The organism is Nannocystis bainbridge, from assembly GCF_028368995.1.
Taxonomy (GTDB): Bacteria; Myxococcota_A; Polyangia; order Nannocystales; family Nannocystaceae; genus Nannocystis; species Nannocystis bainbridge.
The window spans coordinates 571,000-594,452 of sequence record NZ_JAQNDL010000004.1; the positions used below are offsets into that span (position 1 = coordinate 571,000).

At 71.8% G+C, this 23,453-nt stretch carries 17 protein-coding genes; 10 read left to right on the top strand and 7 right to left on the bottom strand.

The features are described from left to right. Positions 1 to 43 precede the first annotated feature (43 nt). From POL25_RS39685 to POL25_RS39700, 4 genes are all read left to right on the top strand, one after another. Positions 44 to 862 carry a TIGR02452 family protein gene (locus POL25_RS39685; RefSeq protein WP_272091614.1) on the top strand — a complete coding sequence of 273 codons (819 nt, stop codon included), beginning with the start codon at positions 44 to 46 and terminating at the stop codon, positions 860 to 862. 92 nt (positions 863 to 954) lie between these two features. Next, a complete protein-coding gene (locus tag POL25_RS39690; protein WP_272091615.1) occupies positions 955 to 3,549 on the top strand; it encodes a hypothetical protein in 2,595 nt (864 codons plus the stop codon). Positions 3,550 to 3,652: 103 nt separating this feature from the next. Then, positions 3,653 to 3,985 (top strand): hypothetical protein, encoded by a 333-nt coding sequence (locus POL25_RS39695; RefSeq protein ID WP_272091616.1) that lies wholly within the window; start codon positions 3,653 to 3,655, stop codon positions 3,983 to 3,985. A 16-nt stretch (positions 3,986 to 4,001) separates the two neighbouring features. Beyond that, the gene (locus tag POL25_RS39700) at positions 4,002 to 5,141 is read left to right on the top strand and encodes a hypothetical protein (RefSeq protein ID WP_272091617.1); all 1,140 of its coding nucleotides are present in this window, start codon (positions 4,002 to 4,004) and stop codon (positions 5,139 to 5,141) included. A 113-nt stretch (positions 5,142 to 5,254) separates the two neighbouring features. Here the strand turns inward: POL25_RS39700 and POL25_RS39705 are convergent, their stop codons facing one another. Next, positions 5,255 to 6,754 (bottom strand): NHL repeat-containing protein, encoded by a 1,500-nt coding sequence (locus POL25_RS39705; RefSeq protein ID WP_272091618.1) that lies wholly within the window; start codon positions 6,752 to 6,754, stop codon positions 5,255 to 5,257. 299 nt (positions 6,755 to 7,053) lie between these two features. On the opposite strand from POL25_RS39705, the gene POL25_RS39710 reads away from it, so the two are divergent. The 3 genes from POL25_RS39710 (at position 7,054) to POL25_RS39720 (ending at position 11,291) form a co-directional block, all read left to right on the top strand. After that, complete coding sequence (locus tag POL25_RS39710; RefSeq protein ID WP_272091619.1) at positions 7,054 to 7,611, top strand: DUF3885 domain-containing protein; 558 nt, start codon at positions 7,054 to 7,056, stop codon at positions 7,609 to 7,611. A gap of 183 nt (positions 7,612 to 7,794) precedes the next feature. Then, entirely contained in the window at positions 7,795 to 8,934 is a 1,140-nt protein-coding gene (locus POL25_RS39715) for a hypothetical protein (RefSeq protein ID WP_272091620.1), read from the top strand. Positions 8,935 to 9,500: 566 nt separating this feature from the next. Next, positions 9,501 to 11,291: a phosphoenolpyruvate carboxykinase (GTP) gene (locus POL25_RS39720; RefSeq protein ID WP_272091621.1), complete on the top strand. Its 1,791-nt coding sequence runs from the start codon at positions 9,501 to 9,503 to the stop codon at positions 11,289 to 11,291. Positions 11,292 to 11,369: 78 nt separating this feature from the next. On the opposite strand, the gene POL25_RS39725 is transcribed toward POL25_RS39720, so the two are convergent. Then, positions 11,370 to 13,193 (bottom strand): S10 family serine carboxypeptidase-like protein, encoded by a 1,824-nt coding sequence (locus POL25_RS39725; protein WP_272091622.1) that lies wholly within the window; start codon positions 13,191 to 13,193, stop codon positions 11,370 to 11,372. An 81-nt stretch (positions 13,194 to 13,274) separates the two neighbouring features. Here POL25_RS39725 and POL25_RS39730 point away from each other — a divergent pair, with 81 nt between their 5' ends. Continuing rightward, positions 13,275 to 14,213 carry a bile acid:sodium symporter family protein gene (locus tag POL25_RS39730; protein ID WP_272091623.1) on the top strand — a complete coding sequence of 313 codons (939 nt, stop codon included), beginning with the start codon at positions 13,275 to 13,277 and terminating at the stop codon, positions 14,211 to 14,213. Here the strand turns inward: POL25_RS39730 and POL25_RS39735 are convergent. The 3 genes from POL25_RS39735 to POL25_RS39745 form a co-directional block, all read right to left on the bottom strand. Next, positions 14,189 to 15,232 carry a TauD/TfdA family dioxygenase gene (locus POL25_RS39735; protein WP_272091624.1) on the bottom strand — a complete coding sequence of 348 codons (1,044 nt, stop codon included), beginning with the start codon at positions 15,230 to 15,232 and terminating at the stop codon, positions 14,189 to 14,191. The genes POL25_RS39730 and POL25_RS39735 overlap by 25 nt on opposite strands. A gap of 191 nt (positions 15,233 to 15,423) precedes the next feature. Continuing rightward, complete coding sequence (locus POL25_RS39740; RefSeq protein ID WP_272091625.1) at positions 15,424 to 16,305, bottom strand: hypothetical protein; 882 nt, start codon at positions 16,303 to 16,305, stop codon at positions 15,424 to 15,426. Between the two features lie 81 nt (positions 16,306 to 16,386). Continuing rightward, the gene (locus POL25_RS39745) at positions 16,387 to 17,709 is read right to left on the bottom strand and encodes an MlaD family protein (RefSeq protein ID WP_272091626.1); all 1,323 of its coding nucleotides are present in this window, start codon (positions 17,707 to 17,709) and stop codon (positions 16,387 to 16,389) included. Positions 17,710 to 18,173: 464 nt separating this feature from the next. Here POL25_RS39745 and POL25_RS39750 point away from each other — a divergent pair, with 464 nt between their 5' ends. Both POL25_RS39750 and POL25_RS39755 read left to right on the top strand, forming a co-directional pair. Beyond that, positions 18,174 to 19,406, top strand: coding sequence for an aspartate aminotransferase family protein (locus POL25_RS39750; RefSeq protein ID WP_272091627.1), 1,233 nt, complete (start codon positions 18,174 to 18,176; stop codon positions 19,404 to 19,406). Positions 19,407 to 19,516: 110 nt separating this feature from the next. After that, complete coding sequence (locus POL25_RS39755; protein WP_272091628.1) at positions 19,517 to 20,842, top strand: tetratricopeptide repeat protein; 1,326 nt, start codon at positions 19,517 to 19,519, stop codon at positions 20,840 to 20,842. 248 nt (positions 20,843 to 21,090) lie between these two features. Here POL25_RS39755 and argH read toward each other — a convergent pair whose 3' ends face one another. Next, entirely contained in the window at positions 21,091 to 22,386 is a 1,296-nt protein-coding gene (argH, locus tag POL25_RS39760; protein ID WP_272091629.1) for an argininosuccinate lyase, read from the bottom strand. A 57-nt stretch (positions 22,387 to 22,443) separates the two neighbouring features. Continuing rightward, positions 22,444 to 23,397 (bottom strand): N-acetyl-gamma-glutamyl-phosphate reductase, encoded by a 954-nt coding sequence (argC, locus tag POL25_RS39765; RefSeq protein ID WP_272091630.1) that lies wholly within the window; start codon positions 23,395 to 23,397, stop codon positions 22,444 to 22,446. Positions 23,398 to 23,453: the final 56 nt, after the last annotated feature.

Here is a 23,453-nt window from a genome sequence, read left to right on the forward strand (position 1 = left end):
TCGCGTGCTGGCGGCGGCGACGGGGTGGCGTACGATCGGCGGCATGTCACTCGCAGGGCTGGCCAAGGACACGGTGGCGATCGTCGAGCGCGGCAGTTACACCGGTCCTTCGGGACAGGTGGTGTCGATCGCCGCGGCGGTCGCGGCGGCGCAGGCAGGGACGGTGCTGTATCGGCCGCAAGACTTCGACGATCTGCCGATCCCCGCCGGCGCCGGGCAGGGGCCGAAGATCGAGGTGTGGGCCGACACCACCGGCGGGGCGGCGCGCCGGCTGGTCGAGAAGGAGGGCGTGGCCGAGGTCGCGGCGCTCAACTTCGCCTCGGCCCGCAACCCCGGGGGCGGGTTCCTCGGCGGCGCCAAGGCGCAGGAGGAGGAGCTCGCCCGCTGCTCGGCGCTCTACCACTGCTTGCTCGAGGCCCGCGAGTACTACGACGTCAACCGCGCCAACGAGTCGGTGCTCTACACCGACCACGTGATCTGGTCGCCGGGGGTCCCGTTCTTCCGCGACGAGCGGCTCGACCTGCTGGAGCGGCCGTTCCATGTCGGCGTCGTCACGGCGCCGGCTCCCAACGCGGGCGAGCACCTGCGCCGGGCGCCGAACGGGCGCAAGGATGTCTCGACGGCGCTGCAGCGTCGGGCCGAGCGGGTGCTGCGGGTGCTGGCGCGTCACGGGCAGCACACGCTGGTCCTGGGGGCGTGGGGTTGCGGGGTGTTCCGCAACGATCCGAAGGAGGTCGCCCAGGTGTTCGCCGATCTGCTGCGCACGACCTACGCGAAGTCGTTCGCCCGGGTGGTGTTCGCGATCTACGACCGGACCCGCGACAGGGCCACGCTGGGGGCGTTCGAGCGCGTGTTCGGCTGAGCCGCGGCGCCGGGTGGTTCGGGGCATCGGGGGCACGGAGCAGATCCGTGCAGTGCTGCGCGCGGGTACCCGTTCTGGTATCGCTGGCGGCGATGAAGAAGCCTCCCCCCAGGTCGACCATCCCCAACTTCAACGACCTCACCGAAAAGAAGCTGCGCTCGCTCGGGCAGAAGCTGGACAAGCTCGTCGACGCCAACGCGTTCAAGCACAACAGCCTGCTGCGCAAGAGCGACAGCGACTCGACCGCGCTGCTGTGGCACCTGGCCCGCCACGGGCTCGTGCTGCATTCGGTGATCTCGGTCGGCATGTTCCGGACGCTCAGCGAGAACACCCGCGGGATCCCGGCGGACGACATCCTCACCGTGCTGCGCCGCGTGCCCGACGACATGGGCGCGCTCGACAAGGGCCAGGGGCGCTCCTGGCCGTCGTACACGCCCGGAATCTCGACGGAGGTCGATACGCTGATCACCGCGGCGTACGTGGCCGACCCGGCGGCCGTGACGGCGCTGCGCGACGAGCTGCCGGAGAACATGCAGCTGGCGATCGACTTCGTCCGCGGCCGCGCCGGCGAGACGATCCCGCCGGCGTCGAGCGTGAAGATCCTGCGTCACCTCGTGACGACCCACCTGGTGCGCGGTCTGGCGACCGGCTGGGACTGCCCGTGGATCGTCGAGGGGCGACTGGTCGAGTTCCGTCTGAATTCGACGGCGCAGGTGGAGCTGCTGGCCGCCCGGTTCGGCTCGTCGTGGGCCGAGGAGGCGCACGCGTGGATCCTGCCGCGCGTCAACGAGTTCCGCGCGCGCGCCGGCGACATCGGCCGCAACGGCGTGGCCGGGCTGCGGCTGGCGACGCTGGCGGACGTGATCTATCTGTTCGGCGACGGCTGGTGGGACCCGCGCTCGCTGCTGGAAGTGCTCGACGCCCGCGACGATGCGCCGGCGGCCCTGTTCGCGGCGGCGCTCAAGCTGCGCGCCGAGGGCACTTCGGCGTTCAAGATCACGGTGCCGCAGGTGCGGCCGGAGCCGCCGCAGAAGCCGTCCGCCGGCGATGAGGACGCGGACGACGGCGACGACGGCGACGACGATTACGCCGGTGACGGCGACGAGTACGACGAGTACGGCGGCGGCGGCGGCGGCGGCGAGGTCGATGCGGACGCGGAGCCGGAGATCGAGGAGGCGAGCGGCGACGAGGAGCGGGTAGTGTTGCTGGCGACGCTGCTGACGGCGGTGGGCATCGAGCGCGCGCACGCGAGTGGGCAGGCGATCCCGCTCGAGGTGGACGCGGTGATCGACCTCGACAAGGTCTACGACAGCGAGCCGCAGCTGATCGCGCGGCTGCGCGGGGTGATGGCGATCCTCGGGCCGGCGCGCACGCACGCGATCCTGCGCAGGCAGCTGGCCAAGGAGTTCTGGTTCGGCAAGGTCAGCGCGTTCCTCGACGTCCACTTCGACCGCGCGCTGGTCGAGGAGGCGTTCGCCCGCCTCGCCGCTGGCAAGTACGCGGCCGACGCCGGGCTGCTCGGGTTCTGCACGCCGGCGCTGGTGCCGTTCGTGGTCCAGGCGCAGGCGCAGGCGAGGACGCCCGAGATCAAGGCGATGTTCGGCGAGGCGATCCTTTACATCCTGGCCCGCGCGGCGGCAGGCGGCGAGACGTGGGACCCGGCGCTCGAGCAGCACCTGCAGCTCGACCAGATCCGGTTCGACTACGGCGGCCCCAAGGTCGACCCGGTGCTGGCGCTGCTCGACAAGCTGCCGCTGGCGCGGTGGGTCAAGGTCATCGAGGCCAACCGCGAGCGCTGCGCCGAGGAGCCGGTGCGGCTGCTCAAGCTGCTGCGGACCGACATGCCGCCTGCACTCCTGGCCGAGATCTTGAAGGACGCGGTGGCCAGGCAACAGAAGCTCGGTTCCGGCGGGTTGGGCGACCGCCTGCGCAAGTTCGGGCCCGAGATCGTGACGCCGTTGCTGCAGGCGATCGGCGACGCGCCGGCCACCAACACGCTGATGAAGGATCTCGATCGCTCGCTCGACTACCTGGTGTTCACGGCGGTAAAGGAGGGGCTCGGCAAGGCGATCGAGACGCCGGAGCAGGAGCTGCGGCGGCTGGCGGCCAGCGTGCCGGGAGAGACGATCCGGATCTATCGCCTGCGTCGCGGCCAGGGCGAGCCTTCGGCGGACGCGGTGGCGCGGATCGGCGGGGCGCCGCGCGGGGTGGTGACGCCGCCGGTCGATCGCAAGGAGCCGATGACGCACGTCATCACGCTCGACCTGGCGCAGCTGCCCGAGCTGGCGGCGCGTCGCCCGGGCGCGCGTTCGCTGTCGCTCTACTTGCCCGACCCCGACACCGGTGAGCGGCACCGCCACGGCGCGCTGGTGTGGACGAGCGAGGCGGAGCTGGGCGGCGCGCCGGGTTCGACCGCGGACGCGCGGCCGCTGGTGGTCGAGGCGTTCGACGTGCCGGCGCAGATCTTCGGCGGCGAGGAGCTCACGGGTCCGGCCAAGCGGGTACGCGGGATCGTCTACGGCTCGCCGGGATACGTCGGCGGCGGCCCGCTGTGGCTGCAGGACGGCGAGCCAGGGGTCGATCCGCGCTTCGTGTTCCAATTTGACGAGAGCCTGTGCGGCATCAACCTCGGCGACTCGGGGGTGATGTACGTGTTCGAGGGAGACATCGACTGGCAGTGCCATTGAGGACGTAGCCAAACGCCTCCGTCGCGGAGATGGAGGCGTTTGGAGACACTGGCTGGATGCACCATGTGAAGCGGTTGGGATGGATGGTCGCGGTCGTGGCCGCGTGTGGAGATTCGAGCGCCAGCACCGATGCTCTGCTGGAGACGACGACATCGACATCGACATCGACCACGACGATGACGACGGACCCGGCGACCACGGACGAGCCGGGCACGACCGTCGCGCCGACGACGACGGACCCGACAACGACCTCGACTTCGACTTCGACCTCGACGACAGAGCCGGGTACGACGACGTCATCGACGACGGAGCCGGATACGACGACGACCTCCTCGACGACGGAGTCGGACACGACGACGACGACGACGGACACGACGACGGACACGACGACCGGGACCGACACGAGCACTTCGACGACGACCGGGACCGACGATGACGCCGACGACGACGGCGTGGCGGACGCGGACGACAACTGCGTCGACGTCGCCAACGCGGGCCAGGAGGACGGCGACGAGGACGGGGCCGGCGACGCGTGTGACAACTGTGCCGGCGATCCGAACCCCGATCAGGGCGACGGGGACGGGGACGGAGTCGGCGACCTTTGCGACGAGGAGGCGATCAACAACGGCGACGTGCTCTACGTGCCCGAGGGGACATCGATCGATCTCGGCGGGTCGCACTGCTACGGGCTGTGGGTGAAGATCGACGGCACGGTCACGGTGCCGGCGTACGCGAACAACCCGAACACCGGCACGTTGACGCTCAAGTCGCAGACGATCCGGATCGGCGCGACCGGCAAGATCGTGGCCGACAACGCGGGCATGGCCGGCGGCACGCCGTCGCAGCAGAACACGGTCGGCGGGTTCGCCGGGCAGGGCGTGGGTGCGGGCTGCGGCGGCGGTCCGGGCAGCTCGGTCGGGCAAGGCGGCTCGGGCGCGGGCTACGGCGGCGTCGGCGGCGCGCCCGGGAACACCTACGCGATGAACAACGCCTGCAACAGCTGCAGCGAGCCGACCATCTCGCACTGCGGCGGCGCGGTCGGCACGGTCGTCGGCACCGACATGGGCGAGGACGTGGCGCTCGGCGTCGGCGGCGGCGCGGGCGGCAACTCGAGCGGCTGCAGCAACGCCGGCGGTCGCGGCGGTCGCGGCGGCGGCTCGGTGCTGCTGCTGGCCAACGACTGGGTGCAGGTCGACGGCTCGGTGAGCGCGCGCGGCGAGGAGCCCCCGCCCGACAATTCGGCGTGCGGTTATCGACCCGGGGGCGGCGGCGGCTCGGGCGGCGGCATCGTCGTCGCCGCGGACGAGGTGCTCGGCGCGGGCACGCTCGACGCCCGCGGCGGCAACGGCGGACCGGCGCTCGGCGAGACGCAGAGCCAGACGTGGGCGTGGGGCGGCGGCGGCGGCGGCGGCGGCCGGATCAAGGTGTTCTCGCCGGCCGACGCGTTCAGCGGCATGCGCCGCGTCGACGCCGGGGCCGGCGGGACCGCGCCGGCCACCGGGTCGAGCGTCGCCGGCCTCGCGGGCGCGAGCGGCAAGACGGCGGCGGTCGCCACCATCCCGGCGAACTACGACGACCTGACCTGCCAGTGACGGATGGCTGAACGGACATGTCGTGAAGGACATGTCCGTTCGGGAATGGCAAAAAGGGCATGTCCTCGCGGACATGCCCTTTCATACATGGCGACCGGGCGCCGGCGCGCGGCTCACATCGGAAGGATGCTGAGCAGCTGGCCGCCCGTCATGTCCGAGTAGACGTAGTGGCTGCCGGGGATCTGGACCTGCTGCATGCCGGGGACGTTGTCGGGGTCGATCTTCCAGGCCCAGCCCTCCTGATCGACCAGCCACACGAACTTCTCGGCGTCGACGCTGAGGCCGATCGCGGTCGAGCAGGGGTTGGTGTTGTGGCTGGCGACCAGCGTCTTGGTCTGGCGGTCGATCTGCAGCAGCGCGCACGGGCCGTTGGAGGCGACCCACACGTGGTCGGCGTCGGCCGTGATGCCGCGGAAGCAGGCGTTGGTGCCGGGCACCGAGGTGTACTGCTCGGTGTCGGCGTCGAAGGTGCTGACCGGGCCGGAGCAGCCGGCGAACCACGGGTTGCCGTCGCCGTCGACGGTGAAGCCGTACGACTGGATGTTCGCCGGCGGGGTCCAGCGCGACACGGTGATCGGGTTCTGGTCGGTGTTGATGCGCAGGAACTCGCCGCGCAGGCCGCCGAACCACGGGCGGAACTCGGGGTCGAGCGCGCCGCCGTAGGGGGCGTAGCCCTGGCCGTTCCAGCCGGGCACCTGGACCGTCTCCTCGACGGTGCCGGTCTCGCCGTCGACGCGCACGAAGTGAGCGGCGCCGCCGGGCGCGTTGTAGCCGAGCCACACCTTGGGCTGGACGTACTTGCAGAGATCGTAGTCCCAGGTGCCGGGCGTCCAGGTGACGCCGCGCGGGCCGTTGGAGAAGCCGCCGGCGAACGGCCACTGGTGCGTCCAGAGCAGACACTCGTCGGCCAGCCACGGGCGGACGTCGTTCTTGTTCTGCGAGGTGTCGATCATGCCGTTGCCGTTCTTGTCGACGCAGTCGGCGATGTCGGCGGCGAACATGGAGGAGCTGCCGGTCTGGCGGTTGTTGACGACGACGAAGCGGCCGTCGGCGCTGACGGCGGTGCGCGAGGGGCTGTCGCCGCCGGGGCCGGTCTTGTAGCGGGCGACCTCGACGAGCGTCTGCGTGTTGATCTTGGCGACGTCGCTGAGGTCCTGGCTGGGGACCCAGATGAAGCTCTTCTCGACCGGGCCCATGCCGACGCCGTCGCCGGGCTCGCACACCGGGTTGTTGCCGGTGGTGCCGGTGGTGGTGGTGCCCTCGGTGGTGGTGGTGCCCTCGGTGGTGGTCGTCGAGGTGGTGCTCGTCGTCGTCGCGGTCGTGGTCGTGGTGGTGTCAGGACCGGTCGAGGTCGGCGAGATGGTGGTCGTCGGCGAGGTGGTCGAAGTCGTCGTCGTCATGCCGTCGGACTCCGAGCCCGAGGCCATGGTGGGGCTGGTCGAGTCGGTGCCGGTCGGCACCGTCGCCGTGGTCCCGGTCGGCGGGTCCACCGTCGAACCCTGGGTCATGCCGGCCGACTCGGTGCCGGTTGCCGTCCCCGAGTCTCCGCACGCCGTGAGCCCCACCGCCAGGGGCGCCGCCAACCACCACTTGCCAACGCTTGTCTTCTGCATGGTTCCCATCATGCGAGATCGAGGTGAAGTTCGGTGGTTGGTCGAGTGGATTGTCCCGTTTAAAGATGAGTGGATCCTCTCTGGTCGATTCCGCTCGCTGGCGCGTTCTCGCGCGGGAGGAGGGATCGAAGCTGTCGCACAGGACATGTCTCGAGAGACAGGATGGATGCGCCGAGCGGGCGTTACCGCGGGCGTTGCGAGGCTTCAGGGGCCCGTGGGAGCGATTGCAAGCGAGGCCGGGGTCGTTCGCACGCCCCGAAACGAGGACCGGGAGGCCGGGTCGGCGGTATCCTGGAGCGGTGCGCGACTTTGCGGATGCGTGGCGGGCTCATTTCGGCGACGTGCCGCCGGTCGGCTGGCGCCTGCGCGAGCAGGCCAGCGAGCGGTGGCTGCGGATCCACGGCCTGCCCGGGTCGAAGCGTTACCCCGAGACCGCGGCGGAGCGGGCGGAGATCCACCACCGCCACGAGACGCTCGCGGCGGAGCTGTTCGCGGCGAGCGAGGGCGCGTGCTGGGTCGTCGTTCCGGCCTGGGGAGCGGCGAACGAGGCGGGTCCGCAACTGCCGGGGCTGGCCGATCTGCGGTTCGCGATCGGCTGGCGCCCGGGTCACGCGAGCGAGGACGAGCCGACGTTCGCCCACGTCGCGCCCGCTCGCTGGTCCGCGCCCGCGACGCGAGCGGCACGAGAGCTCGTGATCGAGGACAGCCTCCGCGTGCTGTGGGTGGCCCGCGAGACGCTCGAGGTGTTCGCGCCGTACGACGGCGGGGTCGACGTCATCGCCGCGGACGTGGTCCGCCGCGACGCGCTGGCGCAGCGCTTCGGATCGTGGCGATCGCCGCGGCCCGACGGGCTCTGAAGATAGGAGCGCTCTCGCGGCGCCGAGCCGCGATCCGGCGCTCGATCGGTGATGAGGAGTTCGCGGTCGGCCCGCGCGGGGATGTCGCGCTGCGTGTGCCTCGGTTGCGCGGGAGGGCGCCGGCCTGCGGGCCGGTGGCCCGAGGGCGACACCGGGGGCCGGGCCGGCAGGTATGGTGCCGCCATGCGAACGACTTACCTCTTGTTGGCCGCCGCGCTGCTCCCTGCCTGCAACGGCGGCGCGAGCGACTCCACCGCCGATGCGTCGGCCGGGACGGGCATCACCGGCGTGACGGGGCAGGGGCTCACGAGCACCAGCGACGCCACGAGCGACGGCGGCACGGCGGGGCCGACCAGCGAGGGCAGCGGCTCGGCGAGCGAGAGCGACAGCGAGACGCCGACGACCGGGACGCCGGGCACCAGCTCGAGCACCACCGACGAGGCGACCACGGCGACGACGACGACGACGACCGACGCGACGAGCACGACGTCGACCACGACCGCCGCGACCACCGAGCAGACGAGCACGACCGGCGTGATCGAGGAGAAGTGCCCGTGCCCCGACCTCGAGGTGCCGCTCGACGACGGGATCTTCGTGCTCTCGAAGACGGCGCAGCTGTGGAAGTACTTCCCGCAGACGCACGATTTCGAGCTGCTGGGCCCGGCGACCTGCGGGCTGGCGCCTTCGACGTTCTCGATGGGGGTCGACCGCGAGGGCTTCGCGTGGGTGCAGTACAGCGACATGAAGCTGCGCAAGATCGACGTGACCGACACCACGCAGTGCAGCGACCCGGGCTTCGTGCCGATGCAGAACGGGATCGAGAATTTCGGGATGGCGTTCGTGTCGAACAGCGCCGACGACAAGTGCGACCGGATCTACGGCAACCACTACAACGGGGTCGCCAACGGCGACATGGTCAGCGAGTTCTTCAGCGTCGACCCGGATACGCTCGCGGTGGCGCCGCACGGGCTCAGCGACTACGGGCTGGCCGAAGTGACAGGCACGGGCGACGGCCGGGCGTTCCTGTTCGCCGGGCCCGATCCGTCGGTGCTCGTGGAGGTCGACAAGGCGACCGGCGCGACCCTGGACGTGACGCCGCTGCCGGGGGTCAAGACCGGCGGCGGCTTCGCGTTCGCGTTCTTCGCCGGCGACTTCTACTTCTTCACCGACAAGGAGTCCGACAGCACCAGCGAGGTGACCCACCTCGACTACGACGACAGCGACAACAACGGCCAGCAAGACCTCAAGGTCGTGGTCGAGGACGCGCCGCTGCGGATCGTCGGCGCCGGGGTGTCGACCTGCGCGCCGCTCATCCCGCAGTGACGCAGCGGCGCCTGTCTCTCGGGTCATATCCTCGGGGTCATGCAGGCTGATCCTTGAGGGTGTCTTAAAGGGCATGTCCGAAGGGACATGCCCGAACTCACGCGCTCGGTCCGGGTCAGCGAGCTGGCGAGCGTGCGGCGCCGACCGCCGGCGCCGGCCTCGGCGAGCCAGCGGGCGCGACCGTCCGCCTCGCGCGGGGCATCACCGCGTCGGCGGCCGCTCGCGCGGCGTCGCTGCGATGGCGCCGGACCGTGCCGGCCGATCGCCGGCAGGCCGGCGCGGGGCTTGGAGGAGGCGCTACCTCTTTGCAGTGTCGACCTGCAGGGGTCGCTGCTCGACGGCGGGCGGGTCGGCGATCCCTCGAGCAGAGTTCGGTCACGGGGTCTCGAAGCCGCGCGTGTGTGCAGCGGCCTGCGCGCGGCCCAGCGGCGGAGACGGACGCCGCAGGCCTGGTCGCCAGAACTCCAGCTTCGCCGCCGGCCGCACGGTTGAGTTTTCTTACCCCCACCCACTCCCCCGGAGTAGGCTTGGCGACGCATAACAGTCGCCGAGCGCACGAGGTACCGATGAGCGAGACCAAGACGAAACACCAAGAGCTGCAACGCTTTGTCGACGAGTGGGCGGCGCGGTGCAAGCCGGACCGCGTCGAGTGGTGCGACGGCTCGGACGCCGAGTACGATCGGATGCTGGGGCTGCTGATCGAGAGCGGCGCCGCCATCCGCCTCAACCCCGAGAAGCGACCCAACAGCGTCCTGGTGCGCTCGGACCCGCGCGACGTGGCGCGTGTCGAGAGCCGGACGTTCATCTGCAGCGCGTCGCGGGAGGGCGCGGGCCCGACCAATAATTGGGAAGACCCGCTGGTGATGCGCAAGAAGCTGAACGGGCTCTACGACGGCTGCATGCGCGGGCGCACCATGTACGTGGTGCCGTTCTGCATGGGCCCGCTGGGCTCGCCGATCGCCCAGATCGGCGTGCAGCTGAGCGACTCGCCGTACGTGGTCGCCAACATGAAGATCATGACCCGCATGGGCAAGGCGGTGCTCGACGTGCTCGGCGAGGACGGCCGCTTCGTCAAGGCGGTCCACTCGGTCGGTCAGCCGCTCGAGCCCGGCGACGCCGGCCCCGCGTGGCCGTGCAACCCCGAGAACACGTACATCACGCACTTCCCCGAGAAGCGCACGATCCTGTCTTTCGGCAGCGGCTACGGCGGCAATGCGCTGCTCGGCAAGAAGTGCTTCGCGCTCCGCATCGCCTCGGCGATGGCCCGCGACGAGGGCTGGCTGGCCGAGCACATGCTCATCCTCGGCGTCGAGGGCCCCGACGGCAAGAAGACCTACGTGACCGCGGCGTTCCCCAGCGCGTGCGGCAAGACCAACTTCGCCATGCTCATCCCGCCCAAGGAGATGACCGGCTGGAAGGTCACCTGCGTAGGCGACGACATCGCCTGGCTCAAGCCGGACGCCGAGGGCAACCTGCGCGCGATCAACCCGGAGGCCGGGTTCTTCGGCGTGGCCCCGGGCACGTCGATGGAGACCAACCCCAACGCGATGATCTCGTGCGCGCGCGACTCGATCTTCACCAACGTCGCGCTGACCGACGACGGCGACGTGTGGTGGGAGGGCATGACGAAGGAGACGCCGAAGCACCTGGTCGATTGGACAGGCAAGGACTGGACCCCGGACTGCGGCCGCAACGCGGCCCACCCGAACGCCCGCTTCACCGCGCCGGCCCGCAACTGCCCGGTCATCGACCCCGAGTGGGAGAACCCCGCCGGCGTGCCGATCCGCGCCATCATCTTCGGCGGCCGGCGCATGAACGACGTGCCGCTGGTCTACCAGGCGTTCAACTGGTCGCACGGCGTGTACATCGGCGCGACCATGGGCTCGGAGCAGACGGCCGCGGCCGAGGGCCAGGTCGGGGCGCTGCGCCGCGATCCGATGGCGATGCTGCCGTTCTGCGGCTACAACATGGGCGACTACTTCCGCCACTGGCTGTCGATGGCCAAGCGCGTGAAGGAGCCGCCGCGGATCTTCCACGTCAACTGGTTCCGCAAGCAGGACGGCAAGTTCATGTGGCCGGGCTTCGGCCAGAACATGCGCGTGCTGCGGTGGGTGGTCGAGCGCTCGCGCGGCCAGGCCATCGGCGTCGAGTCGCCGCTCGGGTGGATCCCGCACTACCACGACATCGACTGGCGCGGCCTCGACTTCTCCGAGAAGCAGTGGGACGAGCTGATGGGCTACGCCCGCGACCGCGTCAAGAAGCAGACGCTGTCGCACGAGGAGCTGTTCCTCGAGCTGTCCGAGGCGCTGCCGAAGACGATGATCTTCGAGCGCGAGCTGCTGATCAGCCGCCTGTGAGCGCGGATGCGTGAAGGAGGGGCCGTGGCCTTCGGGCCATGGCCCTTCGTATATGTCCGAAAGGACATGTCTTCCGGGTCATGGCACTTCGGACAGCCAGGCGGCGACGTCGGCGCGCAGCTCGACCGGGCGGTCGTAGGTGACGGCGTGGGAGGCGTCGTAGGGGGCGAGGCGGATGGTGCGCAGGCCGGGGTCGGGCTCGCCGGGGAAGGCGTCCTGGCGGAACTGGACGTGCAGCTCGCCGGGGCGCTCGCTGCCGCGGGGCAGGTCGTCGACGCGCTCGACTTCGACGACGAGGGACTTGAAGACCTCGAGGGTGGGGGCGATCGAGGGGCCCCACACGGCGAGGTCGCGGGCGGCGTCGGTGATGAAGACGCGGGCGTAAGCGAGGTCGTGGAGGAACAGGGCGCCGTAGTGCGGGTCCATCGAGTGGACGCCGGCCATGATCGCGGCCGGGCCGCGAAAGCCGTCGAGCGCCTCGACCGAGAACGGCAGGTAGTAGCGGTCCCAGGCCGGGAGGGCGCCGAGGTGGTCGGCGAGATCGGGGGCGTCGGCGGGGTAGTCGCCGGGGTTGCGCACGCGGAAGGCGTTGGGGCGATCGGCAGCGGCGAGGCCGTCGATGGCCTCGGGCGCGACCTGCAAGACGGCGGCGAGGGTGTCGCGGCGCGACAGGCCGGCGCGGGTGCTGGCGAACAGGTCACCGAGCCAGGAGGTAGGGCCGGCGATGTCGTAGCGGCTGCGGCCGGCGCCCTCGACGAAGTTGATGACGTTGGACCACGGGTCGCACGGGACCGGCTTGGCGGCGCAGGCGACGAACTCGAGGCCGAGGCTGTCCGCGAGGACATGTACCGGGGAACCTGGCGCTTCGAGCAGGTCGCCGGCGCGGGCCTGCTGGACCGAGCCGGCCAGGCTGGGCTGGACGAGCACGAGGTTGCCGAGAGCGGCGCCGACGAGGTCGGGGCCCGGCGGGTCGGCGTCGGGGAAGCGGGCGGCGAGGTGCCCGGCGATCGCGGCGGCGAGGGCAGGGTCGCGGTAGCGGCCAGGGCCGGCCTCGTAGCGGGCCGGGAACAGCAGCATGTGGAGGAGGATCGAGGCGCGGATGCCCCCGTAGCTCTCGCCGACGAGGACGAGGCGGCGACCGGCGAGCTCGGGGTGGTGGTCCCAGAAGCGCAGGAGGGCGCGGGCGAAGTCGGCGGCGTCGAGGTAGCTGTTGAAGTTGCGGCTGTTGAGCTCGGCCGAGCGCGCTGACATCGGCGAAGGGTCGGCGATCGATTGCTGCGAGAAGCCGGTGTTGCGGGCGTCGAGGTAGAGGAGGTGGCCGAGGGCGGTCCAGGGCGCGGGGCTGGGCACGGGCTCGAGGTCGGCGCCGAAGGTCTGCGGGGCGGTGTTGCCGGCGAGGATGAGGCCCGTGGACACGCCGGGGCCGCCGTTGAAGAGGAGCAGGAGCGGGGCGTCGCCAGGATCGTGGTCGGCGGGCTGAAAGCTGTAGAAGAGCCGCGCCGGCGAACTGGTCATGGCGATGACGGTGTCGCCCTCGCCGATCTGGTAGTCGACGCCCTCGACGTCGAGATAACCTGCCTCGGGGGACAGGTCGGGACAGTGACAGAGGAAGACGTCGTCCTCGCAGGTGCAGGTGGCGCACGGCGGAGGGGCATCGCAGCCGGTCGGGATGCTGGTGGTGGGAGCGGCGGTGGTCGAGGTCGAGGTGGTGCTCGTCGAGGTCGAGGTCGTCGTCGTCGGCGAGGTCGAGATCGAGGTCGAGGTCGAGGTCGTGGGCGGATCGAGCGAGGTGGTGGAGGTGGTGGTCGCGGCGCTCGAGGTGCTGTCGCTGTCGCCGGCCGGCGGCTCGGGACAGGCCTCCAGGAGCAGCGGCAGGGCAGCCAGGCGCAGGCGCGGCGACATGGGCCGAGGGTAACGCGGCGAGCCGCGCAAGTGCGCGCCCAGCCGCGCCGCTGACGGCGAAGGATGATACGGTCGTCGGCGATGACGGGTGCGGACCTCGATCGGGTGGTGCTGGCGTTCGAACCCGGCAGTCTGGCGGTCCTCAACGTGGTGCTGGCGCTGGTGATGGTCGGGGTGGCGCTCGACCTGCGACCGGCCGACTTCGCATCGGTGCTCCGTCACCCGCGCGCGGCGGTGGTCGGGCTCCTGGGACAGGTGGTGGTGCTGCCGGCGTTGACGTTCGCGCTGGTGTCGGTGCTCGACCTGCCGGCGAGCGTGGCGCTGGGGATGATCCTGGTGGCGGCGTGCCCCGGCGGCAACATGTCGAACTTCATCACCCACCTGGCCCGCGGCAACACGGAGCTGTCGGTGACGATGACGGCGATCGGGACGGTGCTGGCGGTGGTGACGACGCCGCTCAACCTGGCCTTTTGGTCATCCATGTCGGCGGACACGGCGGCGCTGGTCCGCGCGGTCGAGCTGTCGTCCCGCGAGCTGGTGACGACGGTGCTGGCGGTGCTGGGGGCCCCGCTGGCGCTGGGGATGCTGATCGCGGCGCGGCGGCCCCGGCTGGCGAGCCGGCTGCGCGCGCCGTTCAAGCTGCTGTCGCTCGGCTGCCTGGCGCTGTTCATCGTGATCGGGCTGAGCCGCAACGCGGCGACCCTGGCCGACCACTGGGCGCTGCTGTGCGGAGTGGTGGCGCTGCACAACGCGGCGGCGCTGCTGTCGGGCTGGCTGGTCGCAAGGACAGCCGGGCTGCCGGGCCGCGACCGCCGGGCGATCGCGATCGAGGTGGGGATCCAAAACGCCGGGCTGGCGATGGTGCTGGCGTTCGATTTCTTCCCGGGGCTCGGCGGGACGGCGATGATCGCGGCCTGGTGGGGCGTGTGGCACCTGATCGCGGGGCTGTCGCTGGCGTTCGTGTGGCGCCGCCGGGCGCTGCGCGAAGAGGACGCTCAGGCCCAGGCGACGACGACCTGACGCGGGCCGCGGTACGGCAGGCGGCCGTGCGAGACGGAGAAGTTGTCGATGGCGACGACGTCGCCGGCGCGCCACGGGAACACGACCATGTGGCGCCAGATGACGTCGCGCAGGTGCTCGAGATCGGCGGGGTCGATCTCGCTGCCGTCGCGGTGGGTGCAGTGCATCGGTAAGGCGTCAGCGGCGGTGAACCTGCGCCGCGCGCCGATCATGGCCCGGGCGAACTGCGACAGGGCGAGGCTGCGCAGGTCGCCCTGGCGGGCGTGCACGCGGCGCAGCTCGGCGGCGGCGCTGGCGGCGTGGAACACCTGGACGTGGTTGAACCACACGGGCTCGCCGGACCCGGGGTGGAGCCGCAAGGCGTCGTGCTCGCTGACGAGACGCAGCCGCTGGCCCGGTAGCCAGGTGACCTGAAAGCCCTGCTCGGCGCACTTGGCCTCGACGACGGCGCGGTCGGTGGTCAGGAACATCTCGTCCCAGCGCTTGAGCTTCCACAGGTCGAAGCGACCGCCGCCGTCCGGGCCGTTGTAGTTGCGGATGATGCGGATGCCGCCGCGGACGAAGCGGTCGCGCACGCCAGGGTCGAGGTCGGCGGCGACCCTGCGAAAGTCGCACAGGGGCGTCTCGCCGCCGCCACCCTGCGGAGCCACGAGGCAGGCGAAGAACAGCCGGCGCGGCGGGTCGCGCAGGAACGACATCTCGCAGTGCTGCGGGATCGGGTAGTAGGGCGGCAGCTCGCTGGCCGAGAACACGTACTCGCTGAGGGCGTCGCGCGGCGAGGTGCCGAGGTACTCGTTCTTGAGCCCGGGATCGATGCCCCGCGCGACCTGTTCGAGGTCGACGGGGACGCGTACGCCGAAGCCGCGCAGAAGGACGGCGCCGTGGTGTCGCAGCTGGTCGGAGAGCCAGGTGCGCTCGGCGTCGAGCCAGGCGCGCAAGGCGTCGACGCGGGCGTCACCGTCGGGCTCGACCACCGGGACGGCGCCGCCGCCGGGACCGCGGATCTCGCTGAGTCGCATGCGCCGAGGTTCGCACAGAACCGCCAGGTTTGGGCGGCGCGGGCGCTCGCGCGACGGGGCGCGGCCGCGCGAGGCGAGGATGGTCTTCGGGACAGGTGCGGCGCCGGGGGGCGGCGGTTGCGAGCCTCGGGGGCAAGGCGGGCGATGTCGAAAATGTCCTTGGGGACATGTCTCGACGGACAGCGCGGGCCCTAGTCGGCGGTGAGGACCTCGTCGAGGCGCGTGGCGACCAGGACGCGGGCGGCCCAGGTGTCGAGCACGGCCTCGTCGCGGCAGTCGAGGACGCGCTGGCGCTGCGCCTCGGTCAGGGCGAAGCCCTTGAGCTGCAACAGCTTGAGCACGATCTCGGCCTTGCCGGCGACCCGGCCCTTGACCTCGCCCTCGGCGATGCCTTCGAGCCAGGGCTTGCGGAACATGTCGCTGATCGGTTCCCAGCGCTTCTTGGTGGCCATGAGCTGCTCCAGGGCGAGGCGGGCCGCGCGGCCGAGCAGGCCGACGACGAAGTCAGGGTAGTGGATCCCCCGTTCGTCGTCGAGCTCGCGGCTCGCGTCGAGCGCTGCCAGGGCGATCTGCTCGACGCCGGGCTCGTCGGCGTGGGCGGCGACCGACAGCACCGCCAGCTCCGGCAGCTCCCGCGCCCGGTCGGCGTCGGTGATGATGGGGACCGCCTCCGGACCGAGGACCCACGGGCGCAGGACGTTGCGCTGGCGGCCGAGGTCGATCGGCTCGGCGCACCAGCGGGCCACGTCGCGGTCGAGCGAGACGACGACGAGGGTCACGGGGCAGCTCAGGCGGGTGCGCAGGCCGGCGACGTAGAGCGGCCATGTCCAGCGCTTGCGCGGGTCTCGCTCGACCTGGACCTCGACGACCAGCGCCTCGTCGGGCTGCTCGGGCGCGCCGCCGAGGCCGAGGACGGCGTCAGCGCGGTGCTCGGCGAAGTGGAGGTCGACGAATTCGGCGGCGCTGATCCGGACCGGACCCGAGGCGGGCGCTCCGGGCCACAGCAGGTCGGGGATCAGCGCCGGGGCGTGGCGGACGAGCTGGACCAGCGCCTCATGGGACAGCTTGGGCATCGCCGGCGCGGGCTAGCACGCGCGCACGCGGGAGCCAGAGTTGGCCGCGGGCGCGCCGCTGTGCGCGGCCGCAGGGGCATGTCAGCGGGCGGGACGCTCGCGCCGGCCCGAGGACAGGGCCCAGCGGATCAGGAACTGGATCTTGCCGTCGCGCTGGAAGCCGCGGAAGAACTCGACGAGGTCGTCGTAGATCTTCGGGTCGCGGACGAGGCGGCCCATCGTGCCCTCGCCGCGCTCGACACCCGCGACGATCTTGTTCACGTTGCCGAGCGTGTCCTGCACGCTCTTCAGCATCTTGCCCTGCGAGTCGTAGAGCAGGCGGGTCGAGACGTTGACGTTGTAGGGGTCGTGCAGGGCGGTCGAGACCGCGGCCATCTTCTTGCGGCCGTCGTCGACCAGCGGCTGCATGCTGTCGTCGAATTTGGACAGCGCCTTTTGACCCTTGGCGAGGAAGTGGTCGAGGTCGGCGGCGCCGTCCTGGACGCCGCGCAGCGAGCTGCCGAAGCCGCGCAGCAGGTCCTCGTCGTTGAGCATCGCGCCGACCGTGCCCTTGCCGGCGGCGGTGTTGCGCAGGTTCTCGTTGCCGGCGGCGAGCCGTTTCTGGATGTTGCGCACGGTCTCGCCGTCGCCCATCGCCGCCGCCAGCTCGGCGATGCCGCCGATGGCCTCCTCGACCTTGACGAAGCTGCCGTCGACCTTCTCTTTGACGGCGTCGATCGTCTCGGTCATCGACGGGGTGGTCTGGATCCGCCCGCCGGGCTGGATCGGCTCGCCGCGCCCGACCGAGATCTGGATGATCTGATCGCCGAGCACCCCGTTCTGCGAGATGACGGCGCGGCTGTCGTCTCGGATGTGAAGCATGCTGTCCTGAAAGACAGACATGGTGACGCGGATCCGGCTGTGATCGGTGGTGAAGCCGTCGCAGATGCCGGTGCTGCCGGTCCACAGCACGCCGCGGTAGCGCCGGCGCATCTCCTGAGTGACGCACACCTCGCCCTGGCGGCACTGCGAGTCCTCCTCGCACGGGGCGTGGAGCTCCTTGTTGAAGGAGTAGGACTCGAGCTCGGCGCAGTGACCCTCGGGCGCGCAGAACATGGTGCGGTCGCAGTCGTCGGTGCGGCCCTGGCCGAAGCGGCCGCGATCCTCGTTCTGGGGGTCGCACGGGTAGTCGACCCACACGAACTCGCGGAGGGTGACGGTGCCGATCTCGATGCCCTCGATCTGGACCTTGCTGCCCTCGCGCAAGCCCGAGACCTGGCGGAAGTCGGTCGTGATCGAGACCCGCTCCTTCCACAGGTTCTGGCCCTGGGTGAACACCAACAGGCCGACGAGCGCGGCCATGCCGGAGAGGATGACGACGAGCCCGACGATCTGGTTGAGGCTCTGCTCGCTCCGGCCGGCCATTGTGCGCATCGTAGCGGATCCAGCCGCGGGTGAGGAGGCCGCCGCGCGGGTCCGCCCGCGGGGTTCGCACAGGACGACCACATTCGCGCCGGGCGGGGCCTTCGGGCCACCACCGACCGGACGTTGCGTCCGGTCCCACGAGCAGGTGGTGAGGCATCGGGGAGGCGATGCGGCAGCGAGCTCGACGAGCGTCGAATGCCGCTTCGCAGCCTCCGGTGGCCCGGATCGTGGGGCGGCGGTTCGAGGCCGTGAATCAGGCCCCAGGCCGCGTCACGCGAGGAATTCACCTGGGGAGGCGAGCTACGGACCCGCGAGCGCCGGGCTGGACGGTGCGGTCCGGCCGGGTCAGCGCGGCCTGCGTCGTCGCCTGACGGAGCCGGTGCGGTGGCCGGGGAGTCGCTCGCGGCGGGCCGGATCGAGGGCTACTCGACAGCGGGGGCGCGATGTGGAATGTCCACGGCGCCATGTCCGCTTCGTCTCCCGCCGCTCCGTTCGACGCGCAGGCGTTCGATGCTCACGTGATGTCGACGTACGCCCGCTACCCGATCGCGCTCGAGCGCGGCGAGGGGTGCAGGGTGTGGGACACGGAGGGGCGGGCTTACCTCGACTTCGCGGCCGGGATCGCGACCTGTACTTTGGGACATGCCCACAAGAACCTGGTCGAGGCGGTGACGCGGCAGATCGGCAAGCTGCACCACGTCTCGAACCTGTTCTACATCCCCGAGCAAGGCGCCCTGGCGGCGCTGCTGGCGGCGCTGGGGGCGGGGGAGCGGGCGTTCTTCTGCAACTCGGGGGCGGAGGCCAACGAGGCGGCGATCAAGCTGGCGCGCAAGTATGGGCGCACGCGCCTCGGCATCGAGAAGCCGGTGGTGATCGCGGCGCAGGCGAGCTTCCACGGGCGCACGCTGGCGACGCTGACGGCGACCGGGCAGGCCAAGTACCAGCAGAACTTCGACCCGCTGGTGCCGGGCTTCGTGCACGTGCCGTTCAACGACGCCACCGCGCTCGGCGAGGCGATCGTCGAGCTCGACCGCGAGCGCAAGCAGGTGGCCGCGGTGCTGATGGAGCCGCTGCAGGGCGAGGGCGGGATCCGGCCCGGCGATCCGGCGGTGTTCCGCAAGATCCGCGAGCTGTGCGACGCCCGCGGGATCCTGCTCATGTTCGACGAGGTCCAGGTCGGCGTCGGCCGCAGCGGCAAGTGGTGGGGCCACCAGCACCTCGACGTCGAGCCCGACGTCATGACGCTGGCCAAGGGCCTGGCCGGCGGGGTGCCGATCGGCGCGATGCTCTGCAAATCGAGCTGCGACGTGTTCCAGCCCGGCGACCACGCGAGCACGTTCGGCGGCAACCCGCTGGCGTGCGCGGCGGCGCTGGCGGTGCTGATGACGATCGAGAAGGACCGGCTGGTCGACAACGCGCGGCAGCGCGGCGACCAGCTGCGCGCGGGGCTGCAGGCGCTGGCGAAGTCGTCGCCGGGCAAGATCGCCGAGGTGCGCGGCTGGGGCCTGCTGCTCGGCGCGGAGCTGGGTCCGTCCGAGACGCGCACGGCTCCCGAGATCGCCCGCGCGGCGCTCGACGCCGGGCTCCTGCTGGTCCCCGCGGGGCCGCGGGTGATCCGCTTCGTGCCGCCGCTGATCGTGTCGTCGGCCGAGATCGACGAGGCGCTGGCGGTGTTCGCCAGGGTGCTGGCGGGGTGAGCCTCGTTGACCTGTCTTTTCAGGCAGGTAGGATCTTCTCTCCCGCTGGCTGCGGTGCCGAAACCGCGCCGTGAGGCCGACGGGCGGCGTGCTATCGTCGAGCTCGGCTCATGACTGCGACCCTCGAATCGATCCGTGAACAGCTGGCTGCCGGCGACGCCTCCGGCGCGTGGCGGGCCCTCACGCAGGTGTTCGGTTACCCCGCGGGCGGGTCGCTCGACGAGGAGGGGTTCGCCGCGGCGCTGACGCTGACGGTCTCGATCACGCACGAGCTGGCCGGCGAGGAGGGCGTGGCCAAGATGGTGCCGGCGGCCCTCACCCCCGACGATCCGCGGGCGCTGTTTTTGGCCGGCTGGTGGCTGGCCGAGGAGCGGCAGTTTGCGATCGCGGCCAGCGTGCTCGAGCGGGCCAATCAGCTGGCGCCGGGGCAGGCCGAGATCGCCGGCGAGCTGGCCAACGCGCTCGAGCACTTGCTTCACTACGGGCCGGCGGCGCTGGTGCTCGAGGCGTCGGGGCGTGCCGACGACGATCCGCTGCTGGCGTACCTGTCGGGCTTTTACTGGCTGATGTGCGGCGACCTCGAGCGGCCGCGAGCGCGGCTGCAGCTGCTCGCCGACGTGACCGAGACCAACCTCGTGTTCATGCGCGAGGCGCTGGCAGGGATGCTGGCGCGGGCCGAAGCGCTGACGGCCGCGGGCGTGGGGCTGGAGGGCGACGCGCTGACGGCCTGGCACGCGGTGCTCAACGGTTCGCTGCTGCTCCACGAGTCGCCGCACGGCTACCCGGATCCGATGCACGGGCGGTTCGCGTTCCTCAACGACTCGGCGACGCTGCAGCGGCTGGGGCTCGCCCGGCTGGAGCGGCTGCTGGACGCGGTCGGGCAGCGGCCGGAGCGGATCCTCGCCGCCCCCGATCGCGCCAGCCAGATCCTCGCGCACGCGGCCGCGCTGGTGCTGGAGCGGCCGCTCGAGCCGTGGACGGCCGACGCCGGGCGCCCGGGGCTGGTGGTCGCGTGGAGCCTCGATCATGTCGGCGACGTCGCGTTCCTCCGCGGCATGCGGGACCACGCGCCGGGGCGGCCGCTGTTCGTGCACGTCACCGACTGGATCGAGCCGTTCGCCTACGCGCCCGACGTGGCGACGCTGCTGGCGCAGACGGTGTTGCATCCGTTCACCGGCGGCGCGCTGACGTACGACGCGGCGACGCAGCAGCCCGGCAGGGCCGAGCCGGACCCGCGCGAGGACGCCGAGCTGGGCGCGCTGGTGGCGGCGACGCCGGTCGCCGACGACAGCGCGGCGCCGCTCGAGCGCGTGATCGAGATCGACCGCGCGCTGGCGGGGCTGGCCGCCGATCGGCGGCCGGGGCTGCACCGCGCGGGCGGTCCGCGGCTGATCCACCGGGCCGGCAGCCCGGTGCCGAGCAACTTCTTCCGGTGAGGTTGTCTTTCGGACATGTCCATCGGGGCATGTCTGAAAGAGCCTGAACGTTCGGGCATGTGAAAGAGGACATGTCCGAACGGGCATGTGATGCGCGCACGCGCACGCGCGGGCGCTTGCGGGAGGCCGGGCTCAGCGGAGCGCGGCGGGCGTGGCAGCGCCGGCGGTCGCCGGTGTGTGCAATGGGCGGGCTCCGTGGGGCGGTTCGCGGCGAGCGGGGCAGCGCTGGCGGTTGCGGGCGGCCGGGCTCAGCGGAGCGCGGCGAGGCGGGCTTGCAGGCGGTCGAGGCCGAGGTTGCCGGGGCCGCCGAGGCTGACGCGGGCCTGCAGGCTGGCCTCGGGCGACCTGTCCTTCAGGTCATGCATCTCGGCCGCGGCCTGGCGGTAGGCGTCGCGAAACGGCACGCCGGCGCGGGCCAGCTCGACGGCGCGGTCGGTGGCGTGCAGCTCGCCGTCGATGGCGGCGCGCATGCGGGCGCGGTCGAGCTCGAGCGTACCCACGAGCGCGGGCACGAGGGCGAGGCCGGCGAGGCCGCGGGTGAACGCGCGCAGGGTCGGGGCCTTGGTGGCCTGGAGGTCGCGGTGGTAGCCGCTCGGCAGCGACAGCAGCGACGACAGCTCGGACATCGCGCCCTCGGTGACGGAGGGCACGGCGCGCAGCAGCTCGACGACGTCCGGGTTGCGCTTGTTGGGCATGATCGACGAGCCGGTGGTGTAGGCGTCGGGCAGGCGCACGAACGCGAACTCGGCGGTCGAGAACAGCGACAGGTCCCAGGCCAGGCGGCGGACGTCGAGCAGCGCCTGGTGCAGCGCCTGCACCGCCAGCAGCTCGAGCTTGCCGCGGCTGTTCTGGGCGTAGATCGGCGAGACCTGCACGCGCGAGAAGCCGAGCTCGTGGGCGACGCCGTCGCGGTCGAGCGGGAGGTTGACGCCGTAGCCGGCGGCGGTGCCGAGCGGGCTCGAGTCGAGGGTGTGGGCGGTGGCGCGCGCGGTCTCGGCGTCGTCGAGGAAGGCCTCGGCGTGGCCGGCGAGCAGGGCGGCGAGCGACGACGGCACGGCCCGCTGCAAGTGGGTGTAGCCGGGCAGGGCGACGTCCTGGGTGGCCTCGGCGCGCTGCAGGCAGGCGTCGGCGCAGTCGAGGCAGCGCGCGCGCAGGGCCCCGAGGGCGTCCTTGAGCCACAGGCGCATGGCGACGAGGATCTGGTCGTTGCGGCTGCGGCCGGTGTGGACCTTGCGGCCGACGTCGCCGAGGCGCTCGCCGAGGTACCACTCGATGGCGGAGTGGCCGTCCTCGAAGCGGTCGTCGAGCACGAACTCGCCGCTGCGCACGGCCTCGGCGAACGCTTCGAGGCCCGCCACGAGGGCCTCGGCCTCGCTCGTGGCGAGCACGGCGATGCGCTGCAGGCCGTGGACGTGGGCGATCGAGGCGCGGACGTCGTGGAGGATCAGCTGGCGATCGAGGACGACGTCATCGCCGGCGCAGAACGCCTGGGCGGCGGCGTCGAGGGCGGCCTGGCCCTTGTCCCATAGCGGTCGGGTGCTCATGCGGTGCTCCTGGCGGCGAGGCGGTGGTCTGGTCTTCGGGACAGGTGCGGCGCGCGCTCACGGGCCGGCGGGCTCGGGGTCGCGCGGCACCCCCTGGCGCTCGGGCAGGCCGAGGGCGAGGTTCAGGTTCTGCAGGGCCTGCGAGGCGGCGCCCTTGAGCAGGTTGTCGAGGGTGACGACGACGACGGCGTGGCGGTCGTCGACGTGGAGGCCGCCGATGGTGACGTCGTGGCGGCCGGCGACGTCGCGGACCTCGGGGATGTCGCTCGTGACGCGCACGAGCGGCTCGTCGGCGTAGACGCTGCGGTAGCGCTCGAGCAGCTCGGCGCGCTCGAGCGAACGCGCGAGCGGGAGGGTGATCGTCAGGGTGATGCCGCGGAAGAACGGGGCGACGTGAGGGACGAAGCGGACCGCGTGGCCGAGGTGATGGCTGGCCTCGCGCTCGTGCAGGTGGCCGGTGAGGGCGTAGGGCATGAGGTTGTCGCGCAGGCGCTCGGGGTCGTTGCGCGGCGAGGGGGTGGTGCCGGCGCCGCTGTAGCCGGACACGCCGAAGGCCTGCGGCGGGCCGGCGAGCAGCTCCAGCAGCGGAGCGACGCCGAGCTGGATGCCGGTGGCGTAGCAGCCGGGGTTGGCGATCCGGCGGGCGCCGCGGATCTGGGCCCGGTGGCGCTCGGGCAGGCCGTAGGCCCAGGCGGGGTCGAAGCGGTAGTCGGCCGAGAGGTCGACGAGCACGGGGCCGCGCGCGTCCAGGGCGTCGGCGTAGGCGGCGGCGAGGCCGTTCGGCAGGGCGAGCACGACGGCGTCGACGGGCCAGGAGGCGACTGTCTCGGGGGACATGTCCTCGAGGACAATGTCGGCGGGGGCGTCGGTGAGGTGGGCCCGCAGCGGGTCGCCGACGCCCTGGCGCGAGGCGGCGCGGGTCAGGCGGAGGTCGTCGTGGCCGGCGAGCAGGCGCGCGAGCTCGCCGCCGACGTGGCCGCGCGCGCCGACGAGGCCGAGGGTGAAGCTCATGGCCGGCCTCCGTGAACAGGGTCGAAAGGACATGTCCACAGGAGCATGTCGTCATG